General features: G+C 42.2%; 29 protein-coding genes and 1 other annotated feature. Of the genes, 23 read left to right on the top strand and 6 right to left on the bottom strand.

Annotated elements, in window-relative coordinates; translation table 11 throughout:
* Positions 1–5 precede the first annotated feature (5 nt).
* From atpD to FC83_RS01425, 18 genes are all read left to right on the top strand, one after another.
* Entirely contained in the window at positions 6–1,469 is a 1,464-nt protein-coding gene (gene atpD / locus FC83_RS01510) for a F0F1 ATP synthase subunit beta (RefSeq protein WP_035453696.1), read from the top strand.
* Between the two features lie 14 nt (positions 1,470–1,483).
* Positions 1,484–1,924, top strand: a complete 441-nt coding sequence (locus tag FC83_RS01505) for a F0F1 ATP synthase subunit epsilon (protein ID WP_035453699.1) — start codon at positions 1,484–1,486, stop codon at positions 1,922–1,924.
* Positions 1,925–2,035: 111 nt separating this feature from the next.
* Positions 2,036–2,260 carry a DUF1146 family protein gene (locus FC83_RS01500; RefSeq protein WP_152537756.1) on the top strand — a complete coding sequence of 75 codons (225 nt, stop codon included), beginning with the start codon at positions 2,036–2,038 and terminating at the stop codon, positions 2,258–2,260.
* A gap of 135 nt (positions 2,261–2,395) precedes the next feature.
* Positions 2,396–3,388, top strand: a complete 993-nt coding sequence (gene mreB / locus FC83_RS01495; RefSeq protein ID WP_035453705.1) for a rod shape-determining protein — start codon at positions 2,396–2,398, stop codon at positions 3,386–3,388.
* Positions 3,389–3,402: 14 nt separating this feature from the next.
* Positions 3,403–3,624 carry a DNA-directed RNA polymerase subunit beta gene (locus FC83_RS01490; protein WP_052004773.1) on the top strand — a complete coding sequence of 74 codons (222 nt, stop codon included), beginning with the start codon at positions 3,403–3,405 and terminating at the stop codon, positions 3,622–3,624.
* An 18-nt stretch (positions 3,625–3,642) separates the two neighbouring features.
* On the top strand, positions 3,643–3,933 hold the full coding sequence (gene yidD / locus FC83_RS01485) for a membrane protein insertion efficiency factor YidD (RefSeq protein ID WP_035453707.1): 291 nt from the start codon (positions 3,643–3,645) through the stop codon (positions 3,931–3,933).
* 9 nt (positions 3,934–3,942) lie between these two features.
* On the top strand, positions 3,943–4,167 hold the full coding sequence (locus FC83_RS01480) for a DUF2969 domain-containing protein (protein WP_035453709.1): 225 nt from the start codon (positions 3,943–3,945) through the stop codon (positions 4,165–4,167).
* A 20-nt stretch (positions 4,168–4,187) separates the two neighbouring features.
* Positions 4,188–5,378, top strand: a complete 1,191-nt coding sequence (locus FC83_RS01475; RefSeq protein ID WP_035453712.1) for an FtsW/RodA/SpoVE family cell cycle protein — start codon at positions 4,188–4,190, stop codon at positions 5,376–5,378.
* 12 nt (positions 5,379–5,390) lie between these two features.
* A complete protein-coding gene (locus FC83_RS01470) occupies positions 5,391–5,696 on the top strand; it encodes a glycine cleavage system H family protein (protein ID WP_035453715.1) in 306 nt (101 codons plus the stop codon).
* 55 nt (positions 5,697–5,751) lie between these two features.
* Positions 5,752–5,979 (top strand) — a binding site (T-box leader).
* Between the two features lie 46 nt (positions 5,980–6,025).
* Complete coding sequence (locus tag FC83_RS01465) at positions 6,026–7,060, top strand: methionine ABC transporter ATP-binding protein (RefSeq protein ID WP_035453719.1); 1,035 nt, start codon at positions 6,026–6,028, stop codon at positions 7,058–7,060.
* The gene (locus FC83_RS01460; RefSeq protein ID WP_035453721.1) at positions 7,053–7,751 is read left to right on the top strand and encodes a methionine ABC transporter permease; all 699 of its coding nucleotides are present in this window, start codon (positions 7,053–7,055) and stop codon (positions 7,749–7,751) included. Before FC83_RS01465 ends, FC83_RS01460 begins: the two co-directional genes overlap by 8 nt.
* 29 nt (positions 7,752–7,780) lie before the next feature.
* Positions 7,781–8,602 carry a MetQ/NlpA family ABC transporter substrate-binding protein gene (locus FC83_RS01455; RefSeq protein WP_035453724.1) on the top strand — a complete coding sequence of 274 codons (822 nt, stop codon included), beginning with the start codon at positions 7,781–7,783 and terminating at the stop codon, positions 8,600–8,602.
* A gap of 182 nt (positions 8,603–8,784) precedes the next feature.
* Positions 8,785–9,603, top strand: coding sequence for a Fe-S cluster assembly ATPase SufC (sufC, locus tag FC83_RS01450; RefSeq protein WP_035453726.1), 819 nt, complete (start codon positions 8,785–8,787; stop codon positions 9,601–9,603).
* Positions 9,604–9,605: 2 nt separating this feature from the next.
* Positions 9,606–10,919, top strand: a complete 1,314-nt coding sequence (gene sufD / locus FC83_RS01445) for a Fe-S cluster assembly protein SufD (protein ID WP_035453731.1) — start codon at positions 9,606–9,608, stop codon at positions 10,917–10,919.
* Positions 10,894–12,132 (top strand): cysteine desulfurase, encoded by a 1,239-nt coding sequence (locus FC83_RS01440; protein ID WP_057002295.1) that lies wholly within the window; start codon positions 10,894–10,896, stop codon positions 12,130–12,132. Before sufD ends, FC83_RS01440 begins: the two co-directional genes overlap by 26 nt.
* Entirely contained in the window at positions 12,119–12,622 is a 504-nt protein-coding gene (gene sufU / locus FC83_RS01435; protein ID WP_035453734.1) for a Fe-S cluster assembly sulfur transfer protein SufU, read from the top strand. The genes FC83_RS01440 and sufU overlap by 14 nt, the downstream gene beginning before the upstream one ends.
* Complete coding sequence (sufB, locus tag FC83_RS01430) at positions 12,609–14,042, top strand: Fe-S cluster assembly protein SufB (RefSeq protein WP_035453737.1); 1,434 nt, start codon at positions 12,609–12,611, stop codon at positions 14,040–14,042. The genes sufU and sufB overlap by 14 nt, the downstream gene beginning before the upstream one ends.
* A 104-nt stretch (positions 14,043–14,146) precedes the next feature.
* Positions 14,147–14,557 (top strand): HIRAN domain-containing protein, encoded by a 411-nt coding sequence (locus tag FC83_RS01425; protein WP_035453740.1) that lies wholly within the window; start codon positions 14,147–14,149, stop codon positions 14,555–14,557.
* Positions 14,558–14,572: 15 nt separating this feature from the next.
* Here the strand turns inward: FC83_RS01425 and FC83_RS17540 are convergent, their stop codons facing one another.
* Entirely contained in the window at positions 14,573–15,025 is a 453-nt protein-coding gene (locus FC83_RS17540) for an HAD-IIB family hydrolase (RefSeq protein ID WP_081763113.1), read from the bottom strand.
* Positions 14,965–15,411, bottom strand: coding sequence for an HAD family hydrolase (locus tag FC83_RS17535; protein ID WP_052004776.1), 447 nt, complete (start codon positions 15,409–15,411; stop codon positions 14,965–14,967). Before FC83_RS17535 ends, FC83_RS17540 begins: the two co-directional genes overlap by 61 nt.
* A gap of 109 nt (positions 15,412–15,520) precedes the next feature.
* Between FC83_RS17535 and FC83_RS01410 the strand changes: the two genes are divergently transcribed.
* From FC83_RS01410 to FC83_RS01400, 3 genes are all read left to right on the top strand, one after another.
* Entirely contained in the window at positions 15,521–15,961 is a 441-nt protein-coding gene (locus tag FC83_RS01410) for a flavodoxin (protein WP_035453743.1), read from the top strand.
* Between the two features lie 25 nt (positions 15,962–15,986).
* Positions 15,987–16,967, top strand: coding sequence for a DUF2785 domain-containing protein (locus FC83_RS01405; RefSeq protein WP_057002294.1), 981 nt, complete (start codon positions 15,987–15,989; stop codon positions 16,965–16,967).
* Between the two features lie 465 nt (positions 16,968–17,432).
* Positions 17,433–18,275, top strand: a complete 843-nt coding sequence (locus FC83_RS01400) for a helix-turn-helix domain-containing protein (RefSeq protein WP_035453746.1) — start codon at positions 17,433–17,435, stop codon at positions 18,273–18,275.
* Between the two features lie 60 nt (positions 18,276–18,335).
* Here FC83_RS01400 and FC83_RS01395 read toward each other — a convergent pair whose 3' ends face one another.
* The 3 genes from FC83_RS01395 to FC83_RS01385 all read right to left on the bottom strand — a co-directional run bounded on the left by FC83_RS01395 (position 18,336) and on the right by FC83_RS01385 (position 20,841).
* Positions 18,336–18,842 carry a universal stress protein gene (locus FC83_RS01395; protein WP_035453749.1) on the bottom strand — a complete coding sequence of 169 codons (507 nt, stop codon included), beginning with the start codon at positions 18,840–18,842 and terminating at the stop codon, positions 18,336–18,338.
* A 76-nt stretch (positions 18,843–18,918) separates the two neighbouring features.
* Positions 18,919–19,200 carry a hypothetical protein gene (locus tag FC83_RS01390; RefSeq protein WP_035453752.1) on the bottom strand — a complete coding sequence of 94 codons (282 nt, stop codon included), beginning with the start codon at positions 19,198–19,200 and terminating at the stop codon, positions 18,919–18,921.
* Positions 19,201–19,560: 360 nt separating this feature from the next.
* On the bottom strand, positions 19,561–20,841 hold the full coding sequence (locus FC83_RS01385; RefSeq protein ID WP_035453755.1) for a replication-associated recombination protein A: 1,281 nt from the start codon (positions 20,839–20,841) through the stop codon (positions 19,561–19,563).
* Positions 20,842–20,905: 64 nt separating this feature from the next.
* Here FC83_RS01385 and FC83_RS01380 point away from each other — a divergent pair, with 64 nt between their 5' ends.
* Complete coding sequence (locus tag FC83_RS01380) at positions 20,906–23,113, top strand: hypothetical protein (RefSeq protein WP_057002293.1); 2,208 nt, start codon at positions 20,906–20,908, stop codon at positions 23,111–23,113.
* On the top strand, positions 23,106–23,708 hold the full coding sequence (locus tag FC83_RS01375) for a DUF1054 family protein (protein ID WP_057002292.1): 603 nt from the start codon (positions 23,106–23,108) through the stop codon (positions 23,706–23,708). Before FC83_RS01380 ends, FC83_RS01375 begins: the two co-directional genes overlap by 8 nt.
* Positions 23,709–23,798: 90 nt before the next feature.
* Here FC83_RS01375 and rpsD read toward each other — a convergent pair whose 3' ends face one another.
* The gene (gene rpsD, locus FC83_RS01370; RefSeq protein ID WP_035453759.1) at positions 23,799–24,410 is read right to left on the bottom strand and encodes a 30S ribosomal protein S4; all 612 of its coding nucleotides are present in this window, start codon (positions 24,408–24,410) and stop codon (positions 23,799–23,801) included.
* Between the last annotated feature and the right edge of the window lie 163 nt (positions 24,411–24,573).

Raw genomic sequence — 24,573 nt, 5'->3', positions numbered from 1 at the left:
ACCATATGAGTTCTCAAGGCGAAATTGTTCAAGTAATTGGACCAGTTGTCGATGTGCAATTCCCATTAGATGGTAATTTGCCTGATATCAACAACGCCTTAAAAGTAAAAAACTTTAATGGCAATGAAATTGTCCTTGAAGTTGCCCTTGAAATGGGTGATGGTATTTTGAGAACAATTGCCATGGATTCAACCGACGGCCTGCAACGGGGTACTGCTGTAGAAAACACTGGTGCTTCAATTTCAGTGCCTGTCGGCAAGGAAACCCTAGGTCGAGTATTTAACGTCTTAGGTGAAACAATCGATGGTGGTGAAGAGTTCCCAGCTGATTTCCGGCGGGATAATATTCATAGGGAAGCTCCTAAATTTGAAGATTTAAACCCAAGTTCTGAAGTTTTGGAAACTGGGATCAAAGTTATTGACTTACTGGAACCTTATTTACGAGGTGGGAAAGTCGGATTATTCGGTGGTGCCGGTGTTGGTAAGACCGTTTTAATTCAGGAATTAATTCATAATATCGCCCAAGAACATGGTGGTATTTCCGTATTTACCGGTGTTGGTGAACGGACCCGTGAAGGGAACGACTTGTACTTTGAAATGAAGGCTTCTGGGGTCTTGGAAAAGACCGCCATGGTGTTTGGTCAGATGAATGAACCGCCTGGTGCCCGGATGCGGGTAGCCTTGACTGGGTTAACGATTGCGGAATACTTCCGTGATGTGGAGGGCCAAGATGTGCTGTTATTCATTGACAACATCTTCCGGTTCACCCAGGCCGGCTCTGAAGTATCTGCCTTACTAGGCCGGATGCCTTCAGCCGTTGGTTATCAGCCAACCTTAGCTACTGAAATGGGTCAATTACAAGAACGGATCACATCGACTAAAAAGGGTTCTGTAACGTCTATTCAAGCTGTTTATGTTCCTGCCGATGATTATACCGATCCAGCCCCTGCCACAACTTTCGCCCATTTGGATGCAACAACCAACTTGGAACGTAGTTTGACAGAACAAGGGATTTACCCAGCCGTTGATCCGCTGGAGTCCTCTTCTAGCGCCTTGGATCCAGAAATTGTGGGTGATGAACATTATCGCGTTGCCACTGAAGTGCAACACGTATTGCAACGTTACCGTGAATTGCAAGATATCATTTCTATCTTAGGGATGGATGAATTATCTGATGAAGAAAAGGTGATCGTTTCCCGGGCTCGGAAGATTCAATTCTTCTTGTCACAAAACTTTAGTGTTGCCGAACAATTTACCGGTCAACCAGGTTCTTATGTGTCTGTTGGTGATACGGTCAAGGGTTTTGCTGAAATTTTAGATGGGAAATACGATGACTTACCAGAAGATGCTTTCCGGTCTGTTGGTAAAGTTGAAGAAGTCGTGGAGAAAGCTAAGAAAATGGGCTTTGGCGGCGATTCTGATACTGAAACTGCTGATGATAGTGCAGACGCTAAAGCTGCTAATGCCTAAGGGGGTTAGCTGATATGGCGGATAATGATCAAAGTCAAGTTTTAACCGTAAATATTGTGACCCCCGATGGCGTGGTTTATTCACACCATGCCCATCTATTAGTCGTCAAGGCCATTGATGGTGATTTGGGGATTATGGCCAATCATGAAGCCATTATTGCACCTTTAAAGATTTCTGAAGTCCGAGTCCATCGGGTTGATGAGAACCATATGGATTCCATCGCAGTCAATGGCGGTTTCTTAGAAGTGAGCAATAATCAAGCTTCTATTACCGCTGACTCCGCTGAACGGGCGAAGGATATTGACTTACGCCGGGCACAACGGGCGAAAGCGCGGGCTGAAGAGAAAATTAAAACGGCGCAAAGTCATAATGATTCAGATGAAATGCTGCGGGCGCAGGTTGCTTTACGCCGAGCTGTCAACCGTATTTCAGTTTCTGGCCATCAATCACAATAATTTCATACGTGTATGATATATTAGGTCGAAGACGATAGTTTTGTCTTCGACCTTTTTATGTGCCAGAATATAAATAAATGTAGCAAATGGAGGCAATTAATTTTGAAGTTCATGGGAATACAGGCACTCTATACCGTTTTAAGCCATATGTTTTTTATTGTCCTGACTTTTTGGGGTATTCGGGCTTTGAGATTTGATCAGATCATTAAAAGAGAACATGTGCCCCAGGCACAATTGATCTTGGTTTTCGTGGCCATTGCCATTGGCTATAATGTCAGTCAATTCTTCTTGAATTTAGTGGATCAAGCCCATAGTTTCATTTATATTTTCAGTTAGCGAATTCTCGTCCCTTTTTAAAGGGGAATAGAGTATAATAAAAGCTTAGGGCTTATTGACCGCATTTTAAAGTGAGCGGGAATATGCTATAATCAACCAACGTGAACGTATTCGAACGACGAGAGGGGAACAAGCATGGCTAAGGGTATCGGCATTGATTTAGGTACAGCAAATGTTTTGATCAATGTTCAAGGAAAAGGTATCGTTTTAAACGAGCCGTCTGTTGTAGCCATCAATATGTCTGATGGCAAAGTATTGGCAGTCGGTTCTGATGCTTACCGCATGGTAGGCCGGACACCCGGTAATATTCGGGCAATTCGTCCGCTCAAAGACGGTGTGATTGCTGACTTTGATGTGACTGAAGAAATGTTATCTTATTTTATTAACAAATTAAACGTAAAAGGCATCTTATCAAAACCTGATATTTTGATTTGTGCACCTACAAATACAACATCTATCGAACAAAAAGCGATCATTGAAGCCGCTGAAGCATCAGGCGGTCGCAATGTTTATTTGGAATTTGAACCAAAAGTTGCCGCTGTTGGGGCGGGTTTAGATATTTTTAAACCCCAAGGCAATATGGTCATTGATATTGGTGGCGGGACCAGTGATATTGCGGTTTTATCCATGGGTGAAGTAGTGACGAGTCAATCGCTGCGTCTAGCTGGGGATAAGATGGATCAAAATGTCTCTAATTATGTCAAACAAAATCATGGCTTATTAATTGGGGATCATACCGCTGAAATGATCAAAAAAGAAATTGGTTTTGCCTTTGAACCTGACCCTGAAGCTAAATTATCTGTCCGAGGTCGCGACATGGTTTCTGGCTTGCCTAAAGAAGTTGAAGTAACTGCTGAAGAAGTTGAAGGGGCATTGCATGACACACTGGAAGCGATTATTGCCGCTGCTAAAAATGTGTTGGAACAAACACCCCCTGAATTATCTGCCGACATCATTGATCACGGCATTATGATCACCGGTGGTGGGGCATTATTGAAAGGAATCGACCGCTTATTTGCTGAAAACTTACAAGTGCCCGTTTTACTAGCGGATGAACCGTTGGACTCTGTGGCCCTAGGCACGGGCATTTTATTGACCCATATGGCTAAGACTAAGAAGACACGCTGATAGGATGTGATGAAATGGCTGAAAAGCGATCCGGTCAACAACATGTTTTAAATGAAGTGGATGAAGAGCATAAACAGTATGTCCGTTGGGTTTTAAAACGGATTTTATTGCTGGTTCTAGTGGCCTTTATTCTGTTGATTATCGGGGCGATGATTGGCTTTAAGCTCGGTGGTGGCAATCCATTGCGGGTCTTTTTGCCTAGTACTTGGCTGCATATTTTCAGTTTCTTCCGTTAAATGGGAGGTGGCATCAAAATGAAACAAATTCTGATTTATTTGGTGCACTTTTATCAGCGCTTTATTTCACCGCTATTTCCGCCAAGCTGCCGTTATTACCCAACTTGTTCTAACTACATGTTAACGGCTTTGAAAAAACATGGGGTTATTAAGGGCAGTATCATGGGGATTGCGCGCATTTTCCGGTGTAATCCTTTTGTCCACGGCGGCGTAGATCCAGTACCTGATTTCTTTACTTTGCGGCGCAACCCGCATCCTGAGAATTATGTGGATGAAATCATCGCCAACAAGTTTTACAAACATAATTAAGGAGATTTTATGCGTAAGAAAGAACAAAATGTCAAAGTTTCTGTTAATGAAACCAAAATTGGTGATAAAGACGGTTATGAAGTTGTGATCGGCACACAAACCATTGGGACGATCACTGAAGAGAATACCCAACGATTTATCACTCAATTTCAGGATTTACCTGAAAAACATTTCAAAACTTTAGATGATGCCATTAACGAATTGTTGATGACCTATAATTTATATCATAGATAGGCACAAGGAGTGTTGATACAATGAGAGAAGACACTGATGGCTCATCTAGAATCGATTATGGTATTATCTTAACGGTAATGCTGCTGTCGTTAATTGGGCTGGTATCTTTATATGTGGCGATCAGCCATGATTCATCTGCCGGCAGTCCCATGCGCCAAGTTGTGATTCAAGCATTATGGTATGCGCTTGGGGCGATTGCGGTCATTATTATTATGCAGTTTGATACGGAACAACTCTGGCGCGTGGCCCCTTATGCTTATGGTTTGGGACTATTCTTGCTGATTGCCGTTTTATTCTTGTATAGCCGCTCTTATTTCGCCCAAACTGGGGCCAAGAGCTGGTTTGCTTTAGGGCCACTGACTTTTCAGCCCTCAGAAGTGATGAAGCCAGCATTTATTTTAATGCTGGCCCGAACTGTCAACCGCCACAATAGCCAATATAACCAACACACCCCCAGATATGACTGGCTGTTGATTGGTAAAATGGTCTGTGTGTTATTGCCTGTAGCTGTGTTATTGAAGTTGCAAAATGACTTTGGGACCATGTTGGTCTTTTTCGCAATTTTTGGCGGGGTGCTATTGGTTTCTGGGGTAACTTGGAAGATTTTGTTGCCGTTTATCTCGGCATTTGTCGTGATCGGCGCAGCTTTGATCACGTTAGTCCGAACCACTTGGGGACGAGTCTTGTTAGGCAAAGTCGGTTTTCATGCTTATCAATTTGATCGAATTGACAGCTGGCTGAATCCATCACAAAACACCACCAATCAAGGCTACCAATTATGGCAAAGTATGAAGGCCATTGGGTCTGGTCAATTGGCTGGTAAAGGTTTTAATCATTCTACAGTTTATGTCCCAGTTCGAGAATCAGATATGATTTTTTCCGTCATCGGGGAAAACTTTGGGTTTGTGGGTGGCTGCTTATTAGTCCTTTTATATTTTCTACTAATTTATCAAATGATTCGGGTTATTGTAGACACTAAAAATGAATTTTATGCCTATATTTCCACCGGGGTCATTATGATGATTTTATTCCATGTTTTTGAAAATATCGGCATGTGTATTGGACTGTTACCCCTGACCGGGATTCCATTGCCATTTATTTCCCAAGGGGGTTCTGCACTGTTGGGGAATATGATTGGGGTAGGCTTGATTATGTCAATGCGTTATCACTCCAAGAGTTACATGTTTAGTACTAATGAAAACTTTAGATAGAGGTGTTTGGCTGTGGCCTTTAAAGAAACGAAATATTTTTGGCAAGAGCAACTCGATCCTAAAAGCATTCGCTTAGGTTTAACACCGGAAGCTCAAGATGAACTGGGCCGCGTCAAGTTTGTGGAACTGCCAATGGTTGGTGAATTAGCTTTAGGGGACACTTTGGTGGCTGTGGAAGCTGAAAAAGCTGTCTTAGATTTACCCACGCCGGTTGCTGGTAAAGTGACCGCGGTGCATACTGAAATTTCTGATGATCCTGAGCTCATGAATAGCCAAAAACATCAGGATAATTGGATTGCCGATTTGTTGGTGGACTAAATTAGTTGACAGCAAACGTAACATTGGCTATCATCTTAGTTATGAGATTTTGAATACAAATACAATGAACAGATGAGTAGGTTATGGATTTTTGCTTAGAGAGTTTCCGTTTGGTGTAAGGAAACCAAAAAGCCACACTGAAGATGGTCTGGGAGTATCAATGAGCGAGTTGAGATGAGCTCATTGCGGTGCCGCCGTTATCGGAGAACTCTTTAGAGTTCTTGAGGTTGAATTTGTAAAAATTCAACAAAACAAGGTGGTACCACGTGAAAACGTCCTTATACTGAGGGCGTTTTTTATTTTATTCTATTTTTTAAGGAAGTGAGCACTTGATCGAGTTCAAAGATGTCAGCAAGATTTATCATACCCGGCAGAATACCATCAATGCCGTAGATCACGTGTCCTTGAAGATTCAAGATAGCGAGATTTTTGGGATCGTGGGTTATTCTGGTGCTGGTAAAAGTACGCTAGTACGTCTCATCAATAATTTGGAACGGCCAACTTCAGGATCAGTATATATTGATGATGTTGATATGACGACGCTTAATGGTAAGGCATTACGGACCATGCGGCAAAACATTGGTATGATCTTCCAGCATTTCAATTTATTATGGTCCCGCACTGTTCGCGACAACATTGAACTACCCTTAGAGTTGAAGGGGTTAAATAAAGCTCAGCGGCAGCAAAAAGCTGATGAGCTGATTGACTTAGTTGGGTTAAAGGGCAGAGAAACGGCTTATCCTTCAGAATTGTCTGGGGGCCAAAAACAACGGGTAGGGATCGCCCGGGCACTAGCCAATGACCCGAAGATCTTGCTTTGTGATGAGGCCACCAGTGCTTTGGATCCGGCAACCACTGAAGAAGTGTTGGAGTTGTTGTTAAAAATCAACCAACAACTGCACATCACCATGGTGGTGATCACCCATGAAATGCATGTCGTTCGTAAAATCTGCCAAAATATGGCAGTGATGGATACGGGCAAGATTGTCGAACAAGGCGCGGTATTAGATATTTTCCGGCATCCCCAAGCTGACCTCACCAAAGAGTTTGTCCAAGAAGAGGTCAATCCAGAAAAAGACGATACGAAAGTTATTGTCAGTCAGCTTTTAGAACAAGTTCCCGATGGCTTGATTTTGAAGTTGACTTTCCATGGTGAGCAGGCTAAATTGCCAATCATTTCAGAAATGCTTAAACGATTCCCAGGCATCGAGTTGAATATTATCGAAGGTAATATTCACCAAACCCAAGGTGGCGCCTTAGGTAACTTATACTTGCAGCTGGTGGGGGAGCAGACATTATTAACGCAAGGTGTGGCCTTTTTGAACACCATGCGGGTGGATACGGAGGTGATTCGTAATGCGTGATCCTAATAGTTTTGCATCCTACTTTAATTTTGCTCAAGTTAATTGGAACAACCTCTGGAGTGCCACGGTGGAAACCGTCTGGATGACCTTGTTATCCCTGGTATTTGTGTTTATTTTTGGCATTATTTTAGGCTTGTTGCTCTTTGAAACCACCGGCAAACATACTGCTGGGGCCGTGATTCTCAATAAGCTGACCGCAATTTTTGTCAATATTTTTCGGTCCATCCCATTTATTATTTTAATTGTGCTATTAATTCCACTCACCAAGAAGATGACGGGGACCATTATTGGGCCTAGAGCAGCGATTCCATCTTTGATCATTTCCGCCGCCCCATTTTATGCCCGGATGGTGGAAATTGGTTTTCATGAAATTGATGCTGGAGTTATTGAGGCGGCTGAAGCCATGGGCGCTAGCCGCTTGCAAATTATGTGGAAAGTCTTGATTCCAGAAAGCTTGCCGGCTATTGTTTCTGGGATTACCGTCACCGGGATCTCTTTAATTGGTTATACGGCCATGGCTGGGGTCATTGGTGCCGGCGGTTTAGGGAATTTGGCTTACCAAGATGGGTTTCAAGCCAATCAAAACGCGGTGACCCTAACGGCCACCGTGGTTATCTTGATCGTGGTGTTTATTTTCCAAGCCATTGGTGATTTTGCCGTACGTAAAATTGATAAAAGGGCGATTGCCTGATTATAAATATTTTTTGGAGGTTATCTATAATGAAGAATTTTAAGAAGTCTGTTGGCTTTACATTAGCTGCTTTGGGTGCAGCGGTGCTATTAGCAGTTGGGGGTCAAAAAGCGCAAGCTGCCACGACCTTGACCGTCGGGGCTTCCCCAGTGCCCCATGCGCAAATTTTGGAACATGTGAAACCTCAGCTTAAAAAAGAGGGCATCAATTTGGTAGTTAAGAAATTTACCGATTATGTCATGCCCAACCGGGCTTTGACCGCTAAAGAATTGGATGCGAACTATTTCCAACACGTGCCATTTTTAAATGACTACAATAAAAAGAACAATACCGACATCGTCAGTGCGGGCACTGTTCATATTGAACCAATTGGGATTTATTCCAAACAAGTTAAAAAATTATCCCAAGTTAAAACCGGTTCAACTGTCTTAGTTAGTAACAACAAACCAGATTATGGTCGGATTTTAACGATCTTAAAAGATGCTAAGTTAATCACCTTGAAAAAAGGTGTGAAGATCACTTCAGCAACCTTTAATGATATTGCCAAAAATCCTAAGAAGTTAAAATTCAAGTATTCTTATGAACCTAAATTAATGCCTGAATTGCTTAAGAACAACGAAGGAACGTTAATTGCCATCAATGCCAACTACGCCGTTGGGGCTGATTTGAACCCAACTAAAGATGCCATTGCCCTTGAAAAGAGCTCTTCACCTTACGCTAACATTATTGCTGTTCGTAAAGGTGATCAAAATAAACCAGCCATTAAGAAGTTAATGAAAGCCTTAACTTCCAAGAGTACGCAAAACTGGATCAAAGAAAAGTATAATGGCGCGGTTTTACCAGTTAAATAAGGTTTTTCTTTCAGAAAACAGCTTGCGATTTCGTGAAGAAATCTGCAAACTGTTTTTTTGGTATCCTAATTTTTCTTTAGAGTGCCAAGAATCATTCTAAAGTGATTGAAAATCGTTCTCATTTAGCATAGAATGAAGTTATCATTTTGTTTTTAAATTACCTATTGGAGGTTTGCATAAATATGTCTACACTAGAAGTCAAAAATCTTCACGTCGCTATCGACACTCAAGAAGAAGGTCATCAAGAAATCCTTAAAGGCGTCAACTTAACAATGTCCACTGGTGAAATCCATGCCATCATGGGTCCTAACGGAACTGGTAAGTCTACTTTGTCCGAAACAATCATGGGCAATCCCACTTATCATGTCACAGATGGGGATATTTTATTAGATGGTAAAAGCATTTTAAACATGCCTGTTGATGAACGGGCCCGGGCTGGTTTATTTTTAGCAATGCAATATCCTGCTGAAATTGCTGGGGTCACCAATGCCGAATTCTTGCGGGCAGCTATCAATGCTCGGCGGGATGACGATCATCAGATCTCGGTTATGGAGTTTTTGAAGTTCTTAGATAAAAATATGAAAATTTTAGATATGGATGAAGACATGGCTGAACGTTATTTAAACCAAGGCTTCTCCGGTGGTGAAAAGAAACGTAACGAAATTTTACAATTAATGATGATTCAACCATCATTTGCTATTTTAGATGAAATTGATTCCGGCTTGGATATTGATGCCATGAAAGTTGTTGCTAAAGGCGTTAATTCCATGCGCGGCGATAACTTTGGCGCTTTAATCATCACCCATTACCAACGGCTGTTAAACTATATTGTGCCAGATGTGGTTCATGTTATTATGGATGGCCGGGTTGTGAAGACTGGCGGCGCTGACTTAGCCCAAAAACTGGAAGACGAAGGGTACGCTGGTTTGCGTGATGAATTAGGCATCGATGTCCCATTGGTGGATGATCATCTTAGTACTAGTACGACAAAGGAGGGATAGCCATGAAGTTAGCTACCACATTGCCGATCGATCCTGAGCAGGTAACGGCTTTTTCCAAAGCCCATGGTGAACCCGCTTGGATGACGCAAATTCGTCAAACTGCTTTGAGCCGTTTTGATGAGTTGGAATTCCCTCAATTTGAACGGATGAATTACCGTAATTGGCCATTAACGAATACGCAAGAATTAACAGGGGTCGATTCCGATCCTAAATTACTAGAAAATATTGAAATGTTCCATGACGATGCTGCCGGGGTTTTGATTCAGTTTGGTAAAAACACCACCAAAACGCAATTAGACCCTGAATTAGCGCAAAAAGGTGTCATCTTCACCGATATTTTCACAGCTGAGCAAAAATATCCGGAATTAATTAAACAATACTATATGCAATTAGCGATTACCGCTGATGCCAATAAATTAACGGCTTTCCATGCTGCCTTGATGAACAATGGCGCTTTTGTCTATGTGCCTAAAAACGTGGTCATTAAAAAACCGTTGCAAGGCTTTTATTTCCAAGATAGCACGCAAAAACAAGATTTTGTCCATCATTTGTTGTTAATTGCTGATGAAGGCAGTGAAGTCACTTACTTGGAGAACTATCAAACCGTTGGGGATACACCCAATGTGGCCAATATCTTAGCTGAAGTAATTGCTAAAGACAATAGCCATGTCCATTTCTCAGCCGTTGATGAACTCAGTGCCACCAGCACCACTTATTTAAATCGCCGGGGTTACTTGATGAATGATGCCCAAATCGATTGGGCCATTGGTGCCATGAATAATGGCAATATTATCAGTGACTTCGATTCTGAGTTAAAGGGTAGAGGGTCTCATGCTGAAGTTAACGTTGTCGCCATTGCCACGGGCAGACAAGTTCAAGGCATTGAAACACGCGTGACGAATTATGGTAAAAAGACGATTGGGAACATTTTACAACATGGGGTTATCCTGGAAAGAGCAACATTGACTTTTAATGGTGTCGGCCATATTGTCAAGGGGGCTAGAGGGTCTGATGCCCAACAAGAAAGTCGGGTATTGATGCTATCTAACCGCGCCATTGGGGATGCTAATCCAATCTTATTGATCGATGAAAATGATGTCATGGCAGGCCATGCGGCTTCTGTAGGTCGGGTGGACGAGCAACAAATGTATTACCTCATGAGTCGTGGGATTGATAAAGCGACGGCTGAGCGTCTCGTGATTCGCGGCTTCTTGGGGTCTGTGTTAATGGCAATCCCGGTTAAAGCTGCCCGCGAGCAATTAACCGCTACAATTGAGAGGAAGTTACGTGATGGTCAAACAACTGAAAACGATTAAAGCAGATTTTCCAATCTTAGATCAAAAGGTTAACGATGAACAATTAGTTTATTTAGATAATGCTGCCACCACGCAAAAACCAAAAGCAGTTGTGGAAGCTTTAGATCATTATTATTATCATGATAATGCCAACGTCCATCGGGGCGTGCATACTTTAGCTGAACGGGCAACGGAACAATTTGAAGCCGCCCGGCAAAAGGTGGCTGACTTCATCAATGCTGGCGATAAGAAGAATATCTTATTCACCAGAGGCACGACCCAAAGCTTAAATTGGATCGCAGCAAGTTATGGCGAAGCAACGATTCATGAAGGTGACGAAATCGTCATCTCTTATATGGAACACCATAGCAACCTAGTGCCTTGGCAACAATTAGCGCTGCGTAAAAAAGCGGTGTTGAAGTATATCGGCATGAATGAAGACGGGACATTAGATATGGCGGATGCTAAAAAGCAAATTACCGACAAAACTAAGATCGTCTCCATCGCCCATGTTTCCAACGTTTTGGGTGTTGTCAACCCGATTAAGCAGTTAGCTAGCATTGCCCACCAACATGGTGCTATTATGGTGGGGGATGGGGCACAGTCTGTACCCCATATGCCCATCGACGTGCAAGATTTAGATGTTGATTTTTATGCCTTTTCTGGGCATAAAATGTTGGGTCCCACAGGTATTGGTGTATTATATGGTAAAACCAGTCTCTTGGAGGCGATGCCACCCATCGAGTTCGGCGGTGAGATGATCGATTTTGTTGATCTGTACGAAAGTTCTTGGAAGGAATTACCTTGGAAGTTTGAAGCCGGGACACCAGATATTTCTGGTGCGATTGGCTTAGGGGCTGCCATTGATTATTTATCTGAGATCGGGATGGATCAAATCGAAAAGCACGAACAAGATATTGTGAATTATGTTTTACCTAAGTTGTTAGCGATTGATGACTTAGAAATTTATGGTCCTAAAGATCCCAGCAAGCACACTGGGGTCATTGCCTTTAACCTTAAAGGTCTTCATCCGCATGATTTAGCGACAGCGCTAGATATGGAAGGTGTTGCGGTTAGAGCTGGCCATCACTGTGCGCAACCTTTAATGAAATATTTAAACGTGCCGGCAACTGCCCGGGCAAGTTTTTACTTTTATAACGATTCAAATGATGCGGATCGCTTAGTTGACGCGATCTTAGCTGCAAAGGAGTTCTTCAAACATGGCACTGTCTAAACTAGATAATTTATACCGCCAAGTTATTTTGGATCATTCTGAACACCCCCATCATCATGGTCATTTAAGTGATGCCACTAATGATATTGAGTTACGTAACCCCACTTGTGGGGATGTGTTGCAATTACAAATTCAAATGGATGATGATGATCGCATTAAAGATATCGCCTTTTCAGGTTCTGGCTGTACGATTTCTCAAGCGTCAGCCAGTATGATGACAGACGCCGTTTTGGGTAAAAAAGCCCAAGAAGCTGATGATATGGTTGAAGTCTTTTCTGAACTGATTGTTGGGGACAAATCTGTGGATACAGATGTCTTGGGAGACGCCGCTGTTTTAGAAGGGGTCAAACAATTCCCAGCCCGGATCAAATGCGCCATGTTAGCTTGGAAGGCTTTGCATAAAGCCTTAGCTGCCGATGATCATGTCGCCAAAGTTGCAAGTCTACATGCGCGTGACCCTAAGGAGGACAATGTTAATGACAGAGACTAAAAATACGAAAAACAATGAAGAGTTGATGTCTTCAGTCCCAACGATTGATGACTACGACTATGGTTTTAGTGATGATGTCAAACCCGTCTTTTCCACTGGCCGTGGTTTAACGGAAGATATCGTGCGTAAGATTTCAGCCCATAAGAAAGAGCCCAAGTGGATGCTTGATTTTCGCTTGAAGTCTTATGAAATTTATAAAAAGATGCCAATGCCTGATTTCGGACCAGATTTATCTGGTTTGGATTTGGACAACATGTTATATTTCCAAACGGCAACCGATAAACAATATCGGGATTGGGATGATGTCCCTGAAAAAATCAAGGATACCTTTGAACGTTTAGGGGTTCCTGAAGCTGAACGGAAATATTTGGCTGGTTCTTCAGCCCAATATGAATCTGAAGTGGTTTATCACAATATGCGGGATGAATTCTCTAAGTTAGGGATCATCTTTACGGATATGGATACGGCATTAAAAGAATATCCAGATTTGGTTAAGAAGTATTGGGGCAAATTGGTGCCACCTAGTGACAACAAATTCTCCGCTTTAAATTCCGCAGTTTGGTCTGGGGGCACATTTATCTATGTGCCAAAGGGCGTTAAAACAGATACACCAATTCAAGCTTATTTCAGAATCAATGCCGAAAATTCTGGTCAATTTGAACGGACATTGATCGTCGTTGATGAAGGCGGCAGTATCAATTATGTCGAAGGCTGTACCGCACCAAACTATTCTTCAGACAGTTTGCACGCCGCAGTCGTTGAGGTAAACGTCTTAAAAGACGCCTATTGTCGTTATACGACCATTCAAAACTGGTCTAATAACGTTTACAGTCTTGAAACAAAACGGGCTCAGGCGTTAGAAAATGGCACAATGGAGTGGATCGATGGTAACTTAGGTTCTAAGATCACCATGAAATACCCAAGTGTTTATTTGAATGGCAGAGGTGCCCATGGCACGATGTTATCCATTGCCGTTGCCGGTAAGGGTGTCGATCAAGATGCTGGGGCTCGGATGATTCATAACGCCCCAGATACGTCTAGTTCAATTGTTTCTAAGTCCATTGCCAAAGATGGCGGGGCAGTGGATTATCGTGGGACGGTGCGTTTTGGCCGCAAGAGCGATGGTTCTTTTGCCCACGTTGAATGTGACACGATCATTATGGATGAGGAATCTAGTTCAGATACGATTCCATATAACCAAGTCATGAATGGCAATGTCTCCATGGAACACGAAGCCAAAGTGTCCAAGATTTCTGAAGAACAACTCTACTACTTGATGAGCCGGGGGATTTCTGAAGAAAAAGCCACTGAGATGATCATCATGGGCTTCGTTGAACCATTTACCAAGGAATTACCAATGGAATATGCCGTTGAATTAAATCGACTGATCTCCTATGAAATGGAAGGGTCGGTTGGTTAAACAACACCCAAATTTTATTAGCTTTCAAGACGTGCTTGGGCACGTTTTGAAAGCTTTTTTGCTACACCACATGGTACAATATTAACTGGACTGGAGGGAAGAAGATGACCGAATTAAAGCCGGATTCACAGGTATTTGTCACGGTGACGGGCACCAATTATTACTTTGAGTTAAAACCTTTTGAATTAGGCACAAAAGTTAGCTTGACTAAAGATGTGCGCAACCATCATGATAATGAAGCTATTGCGGTAATTTTACCTATCTTAGGAAAAGTTGGCTATGTGGCCAATAGTCCTTACACCGTGATTCGGGGGACTTATAGCGCTGGGCGTATTTACGATCACCTGGCCGAAAGTTGTTTGGGGATCGTCCGCTTTATTACCGATAAAAATGTCATTTTAGAGGTCTATCCTGACAAACGCTTAGATTTAGACATTGATATTGATGTGGTCAATAATGATTCAGCTTATTTCGATACAAAAAAATTGCCCCCCAAAGGTGAGCAATCTTTTTAAAGATGAGTTGAAATCTTAAAAAATACCAAAAGCGAAGCGATTAATGGCATGGGCAACCCCATTTTCATTATTAGTTGTGGTAATATATTGGGCGTGGACTTTCACATCATTAATGGCATTCCCCATGGCAATGCCAGTTCCGGCAAAGTCCAACATTGAAATGTCATTGGCTTGGTCGCCGATGGCCATGAGTTGGGCGGGGGCTAAATCCAGTGTTTGACTCAAGGCTTTTAGACCGGCACCTTTACCCGCTGTTTTATTCATGGCTTCAAAAACCTCAGGGATAGAGTGGACTAAGGTATATTTTTCAAAAAGCGGGGCCGGTATTTTCGGGATAAGGGCAGTGATTTTTTGAACTTGGTCTAAAAACATGATCTTGATAAATTGAGCATTCGCATCAAAATCTGTTAACTGGACTGGCTTGATGGGGAGATGGACTTTTTGACTTTCCGATTTTGTCTCAGGGATCGGCTGGTCAGAAAAGTTATAGGTGAATTAAAGTTATAGGTGAATTGATGGTCTTGGGCCACTAAATTAACGTCATAGCGTTGGGCATATTGGTTGAGTTCCTTTAAGGCACTTAGCGGCAAAGTTTTCTCGCTGAGAATTTTGGCCGTCTTGTTTTCTTGAATAATAGCCCCATTGCTGGCAATACTGTACTGCTGGGTATCCCACAACCCCAATTGGCTTAAAGCCTTGCGGAGGCCACTTAAAGGCCGCCCAGAGGCCAAGACAACTTTGATACCAGCCTGGGTTGCTGCATTTATCGCTGCAATGTTGGCCTGGCTGATTTTACCTTGATCATCTAATAAGGTGCCATCGATATCAATGGCGATTAGTTTAATATTTTCCATAGTTACCTCGGTAGTTGTATTTTGGATTCTTTTTAATATATGATGACGGATGCTTGGTTGACAAGTCAAGTCAGAGTTTGATAAATTCATAATTTAGGAGTGGTTTTTCATGGCAACAGTTAAAATCGTTTGGGCAAGTATGAGTGGCAGAAATGAACAGATTGCTAACTTTTTAAATGAATATTTTATGCAAAAGGGCGCGATCGTGGATATGAGTGAAGTGTCTCAAACCGACGCCGAAGATTTTGCAAATTATGATATTGACGTGGTGGTTTCTTATACTTATCATCAAGGTGAATTACCTGATGAGGCGGCAGATTTTTTTGAAGATTTAAAGACATTAGATTTAACAGGTAAGGTTTATGGCCTGACAGGGTCTAGTTCTTCCAAACATAAATACTTTGGTCGGGCACTAGATTACTATGATGAAGTCTTCCAGCAAATTGGGGCCACTAAGGGTAGTGAAATCCTAAAAATCGACGAAGATCCAAGCGCTGAAGATTTAAAGAAATTACGGCAATTTGCTGATGACTTATTAGCAGCCGTTTAACCCCAAGGAATAGGGAGGTCGTATTTTGGATACAGAACATCAAGTTGTTTTAAAAACGTCAAAGAAGATCCATCAACTGCGCCTGCAATTTGAGGCGGGGAATATCTTTCATAATTTATCCCTTAAAGTCGGACAAGTGTTTGATGAGGTGCCTTATTCTGAAACGGCGACCATCATGGATCTGCCCGTGGATGATAAGGCGGCTTTGGCTAAGATTCAGGCCATCAGTTTAACAGTCAAAGAAGCTGGGGAACCAGTGATTTTAGATTCAGATTTAGATTTCTTGTTAAGTCATTTGGCTGCACCCAATCCCCAGGTTCGGGATAAGGGCGTTTACTTTTTATTTAATGATTTACTCCATGCCCAAGCTTTTACTGAAAAGCAGTTCCATTACATCAAAAATACATTGTTGTCTGAAGACTTTTTGTTTTATCATATTTTAGAGCCAAAAGGGGACGGCATTTTCAAGCGCTCATTTAGTGTTTTAATTTTATCGGCACTGTTATATGCTGACCGGGCGATGTACCACACATTTTCGGAAGAAGATTTAGTGGACATTATTGACCGGATTACCACCTACGTTGTATTAGAACGGGATGGCCGGGGCTTTATTGGTCAAAAGGGCTGGGGACATGTGTATACACATATCGGCAATATTTTTGACGAGTTGATGGCTTCTGATTTGAACCGGGCCAACAAGCTATTTTTATTAACAACGATTTTACAAGGCTATCGGCGGATGAATGATGCATTGGTTTTTGGCGAAGATAACCGCTTGGCAGCTGTTTTTAGTTATTTAGCCAATAAAGATAGTTTCTTTGCGGAATACTTTTTGACCCTGCTTAAGGATTGGCAGGCCGAAGTACTGATGATTCGACCTGCAGAAAGCGAAACTTTTTGGAACCGTTGGTATAATCGCAGCCGGCTGCTACAAGCGATGATTATTCGCGGTGATTTTCCTGAGAATATCCAAGATTATCTCAATGAGATCATGACCACGTACTAATAATAATGAGATCCAGTGCAGGGGGAACCTTGACTGGATCTTTTTTAATGTAATATTAATGTTGACGACACATTGGTCTACATCCAAATAAATATCAATATTTGAATTATTTTTATTAATAATAGGTAACGTATGTTTGGCCGTTGATGGTTTAAGAGGATGATAATGGTATTATACCCAGTATTAAATAACGACTGTTATTTTACTTTCAATAATCGTTTTACTAATCGCTAAAAATGGTTTGCAAAAATTAGAAAAATTATAATATAATATGACAAAATCTTTGCTTTTTGAAAAATGCTATCATATAATAACTTTGTGGATGGGATTCATACCAGTCGTTGATTAGGATTCATCTTTTGGTTACACCTATGATTGAAAATTGATCCAGATATGCAAAGCTGGCAACAATTTTAAGAAAACCGGCTGATGCAAAGACGCTTATTAGAATGGAGTGGTTACCAAATGAAGATAATTGGTGATCGAATCAGGTATTATCGGCGCATTATGGGGTTATCCCAAAAGGATTTGGCAGCAGGGATCTGCACCCAGGCGACCATTAGCTTGATTGAAAAACAAAACAAATTACCCAGTATCCGAATTTTGATGAATCTTTGTGAAAGACTTAATATTCACATTGACGATGTGATCGTTAACTCACGGCAAAGTGAAATTAGAAATCAGCTCAATGAAGTCCGACAGCATATCATCCAAGGAAATTTTGATGCTGCTAAAAACCAGCTTGATCGGATTAAAGCTCGTAAGGTCAGTGATCGATTTTTATTAAAGCAAATTTATGCGTACAATGGTTTAATTTCTTTGTTGTTTAAAATGGATGGTGACAAGGCGATCTTTTATTTCAATCAGGCTTTAAATCAACGGGCCAATGGTATTATCCAACAAGATGTGGTGGCCATTGCCGGCTTGATTTTAGCCTATATTCAAAAGTCAGATTTAGATGCAGCAACAAGTTACGTGCAGCAATTGCAAAGTATGGTCCACTCGCGGCACAGTAAGATATTTATGGATGCTGAAACCAAATTATTTGTGGATTACGCTTTGAGCGTGGCCTTATTTAAGGCGGGCAATGTGGCTGGGGCTAAGTCATATATTGACCAGGGCATCGAGATTGCCAAAGCCAAACAAACAATTTTATTCTTGGCGGTTTTCTACGGGCTAAGTGCATTTTACGGCCAGCCTCAGACTGCTAAGGACCAAGTAATTGCCTTAGCCATGGCTGAAGTGGTGCATACTGATTTGGCTCGGTTGTTATTCAATCATGATATTGCCCTTAAACAATGGTTCTAAAAAAAGCTGTCCTCCAAAAACTTAGGTTTTTGGAGGCAGCTTTTTTGATAATAATTCAAATTATTTTTCTTTAGGGCCCTTAATGGTACTGCGTTTGTTGACAACGTCTAAGGCTGGTTTGTTATCCAAATCAGAACGAACGACTAAGACGTCACAAGTTGATGACCGAGTCACGAATTCGGTCACAGAGCCGATTAATAACCGTTCAACGGCATTTAACCCAGTTGCCCCAATCATGATCAAGTCAATGTTATGTTCCTTTGGAAAGTCACGGCCGATAATGGTCTTGGGCGCACCATATTCAATGCTATAGGAAACATCGTCTAAGCCGGAATCCTTAGCGGTCTTAACATATTCTTCCATGGTGCTCTTTGAAGTTTCAGTCACTTGGTCCACCATGGCGGAATCAAAGCTGGAAACATTTTGGAAAGCCCGGGTATCAATGACGTGGATCAAAAATAAATGGGCACCGTTACGTTTAGCAACTTCAACGGCTTTTCTAAAAGCTAATTCGGCTTCGTAGGAACCATCAACTGCGACTAAAATATTGCTGTACTGTTGCAACATGAAAATCACCTCTTATTTTGTTTACAACTATATTGTACTTTATTCAGCACTAAAATGATATGTAAACCCTTTATTATTACGATAGTTGTGAAATTCTTAAAGCAAAAAAAGCGGTAATAAAGCTTGCCAGCAATAGTGTTATCAGCTGAAGCTTCGGTTGTTGGAAAAATAATAAAATAACACCAAGTACACAAGTGGCAATGAGCAGATAAGCCGTTATTTGCATGCTGGAACGGAGGGTGGGGTTTTCCTGGGGGCTAAAACTCATGAAGGGCCGATCCAAGTGTTTGAGCAAATATACGGCTAACGTTAAAACTAATAACATAAAAAATACCATAATAATCGTTAAAATAAGCACCGAAATAAACTCCTTTAAAGGTAGAATTCAAATTGGATGTAAAAAAGAAAGGCCGCGCACAAAACAAAGTTTTGTGCCGACCTTATAAAGCATAAGCTTTATGTGGCAACTAGTGGTGCCGTTGCATAATTTCCCGATGTGTTGAACCCGCTGATATATAAAGCAGGGTGGGTTTGGTTAGCTGCTTGGCTCATTTCCTAGTGAAAAGGCATACTCACCGTCACAGCATAGCCAACCCAATATAGTATTACTTGATCGGTCAACCATAAGTGGGAAACGTCGTACACCTTAGTAACCACATCCTTAATGTAGCATAATTAATAACAGCATGCAAGAAAGCGATATCTAAAGGGTTATATTTTAATGCGATTTTAACAAACGCTGTAAACGCTCATATTGTTGTTTAAAAGCTTGTTCATATTTACCATTGGTTTTGGGCAGATAATATTGTTTGTGCCGCAAATTATTTGGCAAATATTGTTGGGGGACGAAATCGCCTTTAAAGTCATGGGGGTATTGATAGCCTAGTCCCCGACCTAAAGCCGCCGCCCCCTTATAATGGGCATCTTTTAAATCAGCGGGGATTGCGCCGATTTTACCAGATTGAACATCGCTTAAAGCGCTATCGATTGCCACCATGCCAGAATTTGATTTTGGCGATAAGCACAATTCAATGATGGCATCTGCCAACGGGATCCGAGCTTCGGGTAGGCCTAGTTTTTCAGCTGCTGTGACGGCTTGCACCACCCGGCTGCAAGCGGGTAAATTGGCCATGCCAATATCTTCATAGGCAATGACTAATAAGCGTCGGTTGAGACTTTTTAAATCCCCAGCTTCGATCAAGCGGGCAGCGTAGTGCAGGGCTGCATTTGTATCACTGCCCCGAATCGATTTTTGAAAAGCCGAGATCACGTCATAGTGGGCATCGCCATCACCGTCTTGGGAAAAAGCCTTTTTTTGCAGGGTTTCTTCGGCAATCGGTAGGGTGATTTCGATTTGTTTTGTGGTAGGATCAGGTGGTGTGGATAAGACCGCCAGTTCCAGGCCATTGAGGGCACTGCGCAAATCGCCATTGGTGGCGCTGGCAAAGTGCGCCATGGCCTCAGGTAAAAGCGTGACAGGATATTGACCCAACCCCTTGGTTGTATCGGCTAAGGCCCGCTGGAGTGCTTTTTTGATGTCAAGCGCGGTCAATGGTTTTAATTCAAAGATTTGGGTACGACTGCGAATAGCTGGTGAAATATTGATATAAGGATTTTCAGTGGTGGCGCCGATTAAAATAATCCGGCCACTTTCCAAATGCGGCAATAAAAAATCTTGTTTGGTTTTGTCCAGACGATGGATTTCATCTAACATTAAAATAACAGTGCCGCTCATTTTAGCCTCTTCAGCGACAATTTGGAGATCTTTTTTAGTGTTTACCGCCGCGTTTAACATACGAAAAGCATATTTGGTACTACCAGCAATTGCACTGGCGATACTGGTTTTGCCAATACCCGGTGGACCATAAAGGATCATTGAAGATAACATATTGGCTTGGACCATGCGGTAAATGATTTTACCAGGGCCCACTAAGTGCTGCTGACCAACGACTTCACTAATGTCTGTTGGCCGCATCCGGTAAGCTAATGGCTTTTGCAAGAGTAACGCCTTCCAATCTAGCCTCAAAACACATGTACATCCATTTCGAGGCAAGTTATAATATATGGATATGAAAAAATATGAAGTAGGTGAGAGTATTTTGTTTGATATTGGCCAGAAGATCCTTGAAGCCCATTGGCAAGATTTGTTAGCAAACACAAGTCTGCGTTTTGAAAAAGTGCTTGATGTGGTGACTGTGCACCAGCAGAAACAAGGGATTCAAAATGTGCGCCCCAAAAATCTAGCACCAAAAGCCCAACAGGCCTATTTTCAAACAGGTGCTGGCCAGACACAACACTTGATCACGGATTTTTTTACAGATAGCACTAAAATCTATCAACAATTAAAAGCATTAGATTCAATCTTAGTCCGTAACTTAGGGCCAGAGCAAATAATATGGCCCTTTAGCAATCGGCCCCAGGACTTGTTAGCTGATGAACCTAGTGTGCCGCCCAATGAAGCCGCCCAGTTAGGCGTGCGTTTGGTACTATCAGATGAGTTGTTAACACAATTATTTACCACAGAAACTGCCAAACAGTATCCTAGTTTTGCGGCATTTAAAAATGCAATTTATCTGCATTTGGCACAAAATATCATTAGTAATTTAGATATTTTGGTTTATTTCTTTGGTGCAGCCCCCATAGCCATGCCAGAAGCCAGTGGGGTCAAACGTTCTGCCATTCAAGCCAAACGTTTTCTTAATTGTAACATGTTTCAAGACTTTGATTCATATCTGCTAAGCCTCAGAAAAGCGGCCAGTGAGCCTCAACCCAAGTTGTTGCAAGCACCACTATTTTTAAGACCACAAAAAGGGGATTTGGACTACCGCCAAGGTGTCCAGTATTTGGACCTGCAAGTCCTGGATATTCAACCCAATGTGGCTGACGGCGTTTTCGATTACCAGGTCCAGTTTTTGAAGCTATTTTTATTATTTAATGTGGTCCATACAACCGATCCTGAAAAATTGACGACGGCGGCTCAGCGCTTCTACCAAGTGGCTAATGAAGACCCAACGCAACCTAGTCAGGCCCGGCCCCGGGTCACTGCTTATTTACAAGAAATGCGAGAATTTGCCACCAAATTCTTTCCAAAGACGGACTATCAAACAGCTTTGGATAAAATGACCCAGGTAGTAGCTAATGAAACCCAGGCACCGACTGCACAATTGGCGTTAGAATTTGCCCAAAGTGGGCTGTTTCAATTTGGCCAGCAATTAGCTGCTAAGAATCAGCGGATATTAACCGGGGAGCCCTACCAACTGCGGGGTTATACAGATAAAAGCTTAGAGATTCAGCAATTTATTGGCAGTGCCATTGAATTGGGGTTAAATTATCGCTTTTTGGATGGGACCGGTGAATTTTTGCAATTACGCAGTCAGCAACAAAGTGCCATTATCAATGCCCGAATCACGGCTAAGAACCCCTTGATACTCCAGGCGATTTTAGCAGATCAACAGGCCATGAATAATTTGTTGGGGTTCGCGCAAGTTGCGGTGCCCAAGGGGTTTGTGGCCACCGACTTAACGGTTGCTAAATCTTTATTTCATGCAGAATTTGAAAAGAGCGGCGTGGTGATTGCGCCGCAAAATGGTCCGAAGACAGCTCAACAAGTATTTACGACGCCCATTGATGAACACACTTTTACCACCAGTTTTTTAGAGGCCCTAGATTATGATGATACCGTGGTGGTCAAGGCCTTTATTCCCGGCTCCGTCTATGATTTCTATATCTTAGATCAACGCATATTGGCCATATTAGAACAAGTACCTGTCAATGTGGTTGGGGATGGGCAAAGTGACATTGAAAGCTTGATCGACCAAAAAAATGATGATGACCGCCGGGGGCGTTTGGGACAACGACCCTTGGTCACAATTCCGAAGACGGCCGCTACAGCTGCATTTTTAGCCCAACACCAACAGAATTACCAAACCATTCCAGATCGGGGGGAACAAGTCTTTTTAAGTGCCATTGCCGATTTGGCGGCCGGGGGAGATAGTTTTGATGTTTATGAAGAAGTGGACCAATCTTACCAGAAATTAGTTTTACGAATCGCCCAAACTTTAAATATGCAGCAAGGTCACGTGGCCATGATTATTCCTAATATTTATGCTCCCTATCAACCACAGCCCAATTCCGCAATAGTGACCGATGTTGCCGCAGCGGTTAGCATTATTCCCTATAGCTTTCCTTTTGCAGGGAATCAGCGTAAACTGAGCCAAGTTATAATCCAAAGCCTATTTTCTAATTCAGCAAAGGAGAGGGCAGATGATTGATCAACAGGATTTTGATGTTTTTAAAGACCCCACGCTAGCCGGGCGCCTGGTACTGATCCGCAGTCAAGTGGATCCCAAGTTTGAACAAATCGGCGCCCGCTATGCGACCCAATTTACCCAACAAAGTCAGTTTCAATTTTATGTGCATATCGCCAAGCACTTGCGGCGCCACAAAAATCCACCACCAGATACGTGGTTGGCTATTGGTGAAGGGAAGCGGGGTTATAAAATGTTGCCCCACTTTGAAATTGGTTTGTGGCCAAATGCCTTATTTATTTGGCTGGCTTATCTGGCTGAAGTGGATCAAAAACCCGTTTACGCCGCCAAACTGGCAACGCTGCCGAACCTGTATCCTGATCTGACCACCAGTGGCTTAATGCTGGCCCAAGACCATACTCAGCCCAGTAGTGTGCCATTCACGGGGACTAATTTTCAAAAGATTCAAGCCAGATTTAGCAAAACTAAGGCTGGCGAATTTTTAATCGGCCGCCTAGTATCGCTGGATTCAGAGATATTTTCAGATGCCCATAAGCAGGTGCAACTGCTAGATCAAACCATGGCACAGTTATTTCAGATTTATATGGCTTTAAGATAAAATGAGGTCCCGCCGAAACTTTAAGTTTCAGGGGACCTCATTTTTAGTAAGCAAAAAGCTGACATAACTGCCAGCTTTTCATTGGAAAGATTAAAGAATCTTGTTGTAGAATTCAACGACTAAGGATTCGTCGATATCTGGTTCTAATTCGTCACGTTCTGGTAAACGAACTAAAGTACCAGCAACAGCATTATCATCAAAAGATACGAAAGCAGGGCGCGCAACAGTTGCTTCTAATGCGGCTTTGACGATATCTAAGTTTTGAGATTTTTCACGCAAGCTAACAACTTGGCCAGGTTTTAATTCATAAGAAGGAATATCGACCCGTTTGCCATCAACAGTCACATGGCCATGGTTGACCAATTGACGTGCTTGTGGGCGTGTAGTTGCAAAGCCTAAACGATAAACGATGTTATCTAAACGTGTTTCAAGTAAGCTCATGAAGTTATCACCATGCTTACCTTCTTTAATTTTACCGGCACGAACGAAAAGATTTCTAAATTGACGTTCGTTTAAGCCGTACATCCAACGTAATTTTTGCTTTTCAGTTAATTGTAAGCCGTATTCAGAAGTCTTACGACGGCTGTTAGGGCCGTGATCGCCAGGGGCGTAAGGACGACGAGCTAATTCTTTACCAGTACCTGATAATGAGATACCTAAGCGCCGGGATAATTTCCAGCTTGGACCTGTATAACGAGACATATTTGTATCCTCCAAAATTTTGATTGGAGTAAAATAATAAACGTAAACTCAGCAGCCGTTCAGTTGATGTTACAATCTTCGCCTTTGCAGCACAAAAGGTTACACAATTGAACGTTATTGAGTACATAAAATGTAGTGCCAGCAACTGTTGCCGGACCTGCCG

The organism is Agrilactobacillus composti DSM 18527 = JCM 14202 (assembly GCF_001436375.1).
In the GTDB taxonomy this organism is placed as follows: domain Bacteria; phylum Bacillota; class Bacilli; order Lactobacillales; family Lactobacillaceae; genus Agrilactobacillus; species Agrilactobacillus composti.
This window is presented reverse-complemented; position numbering and strand designations above follow the sequence as displayed.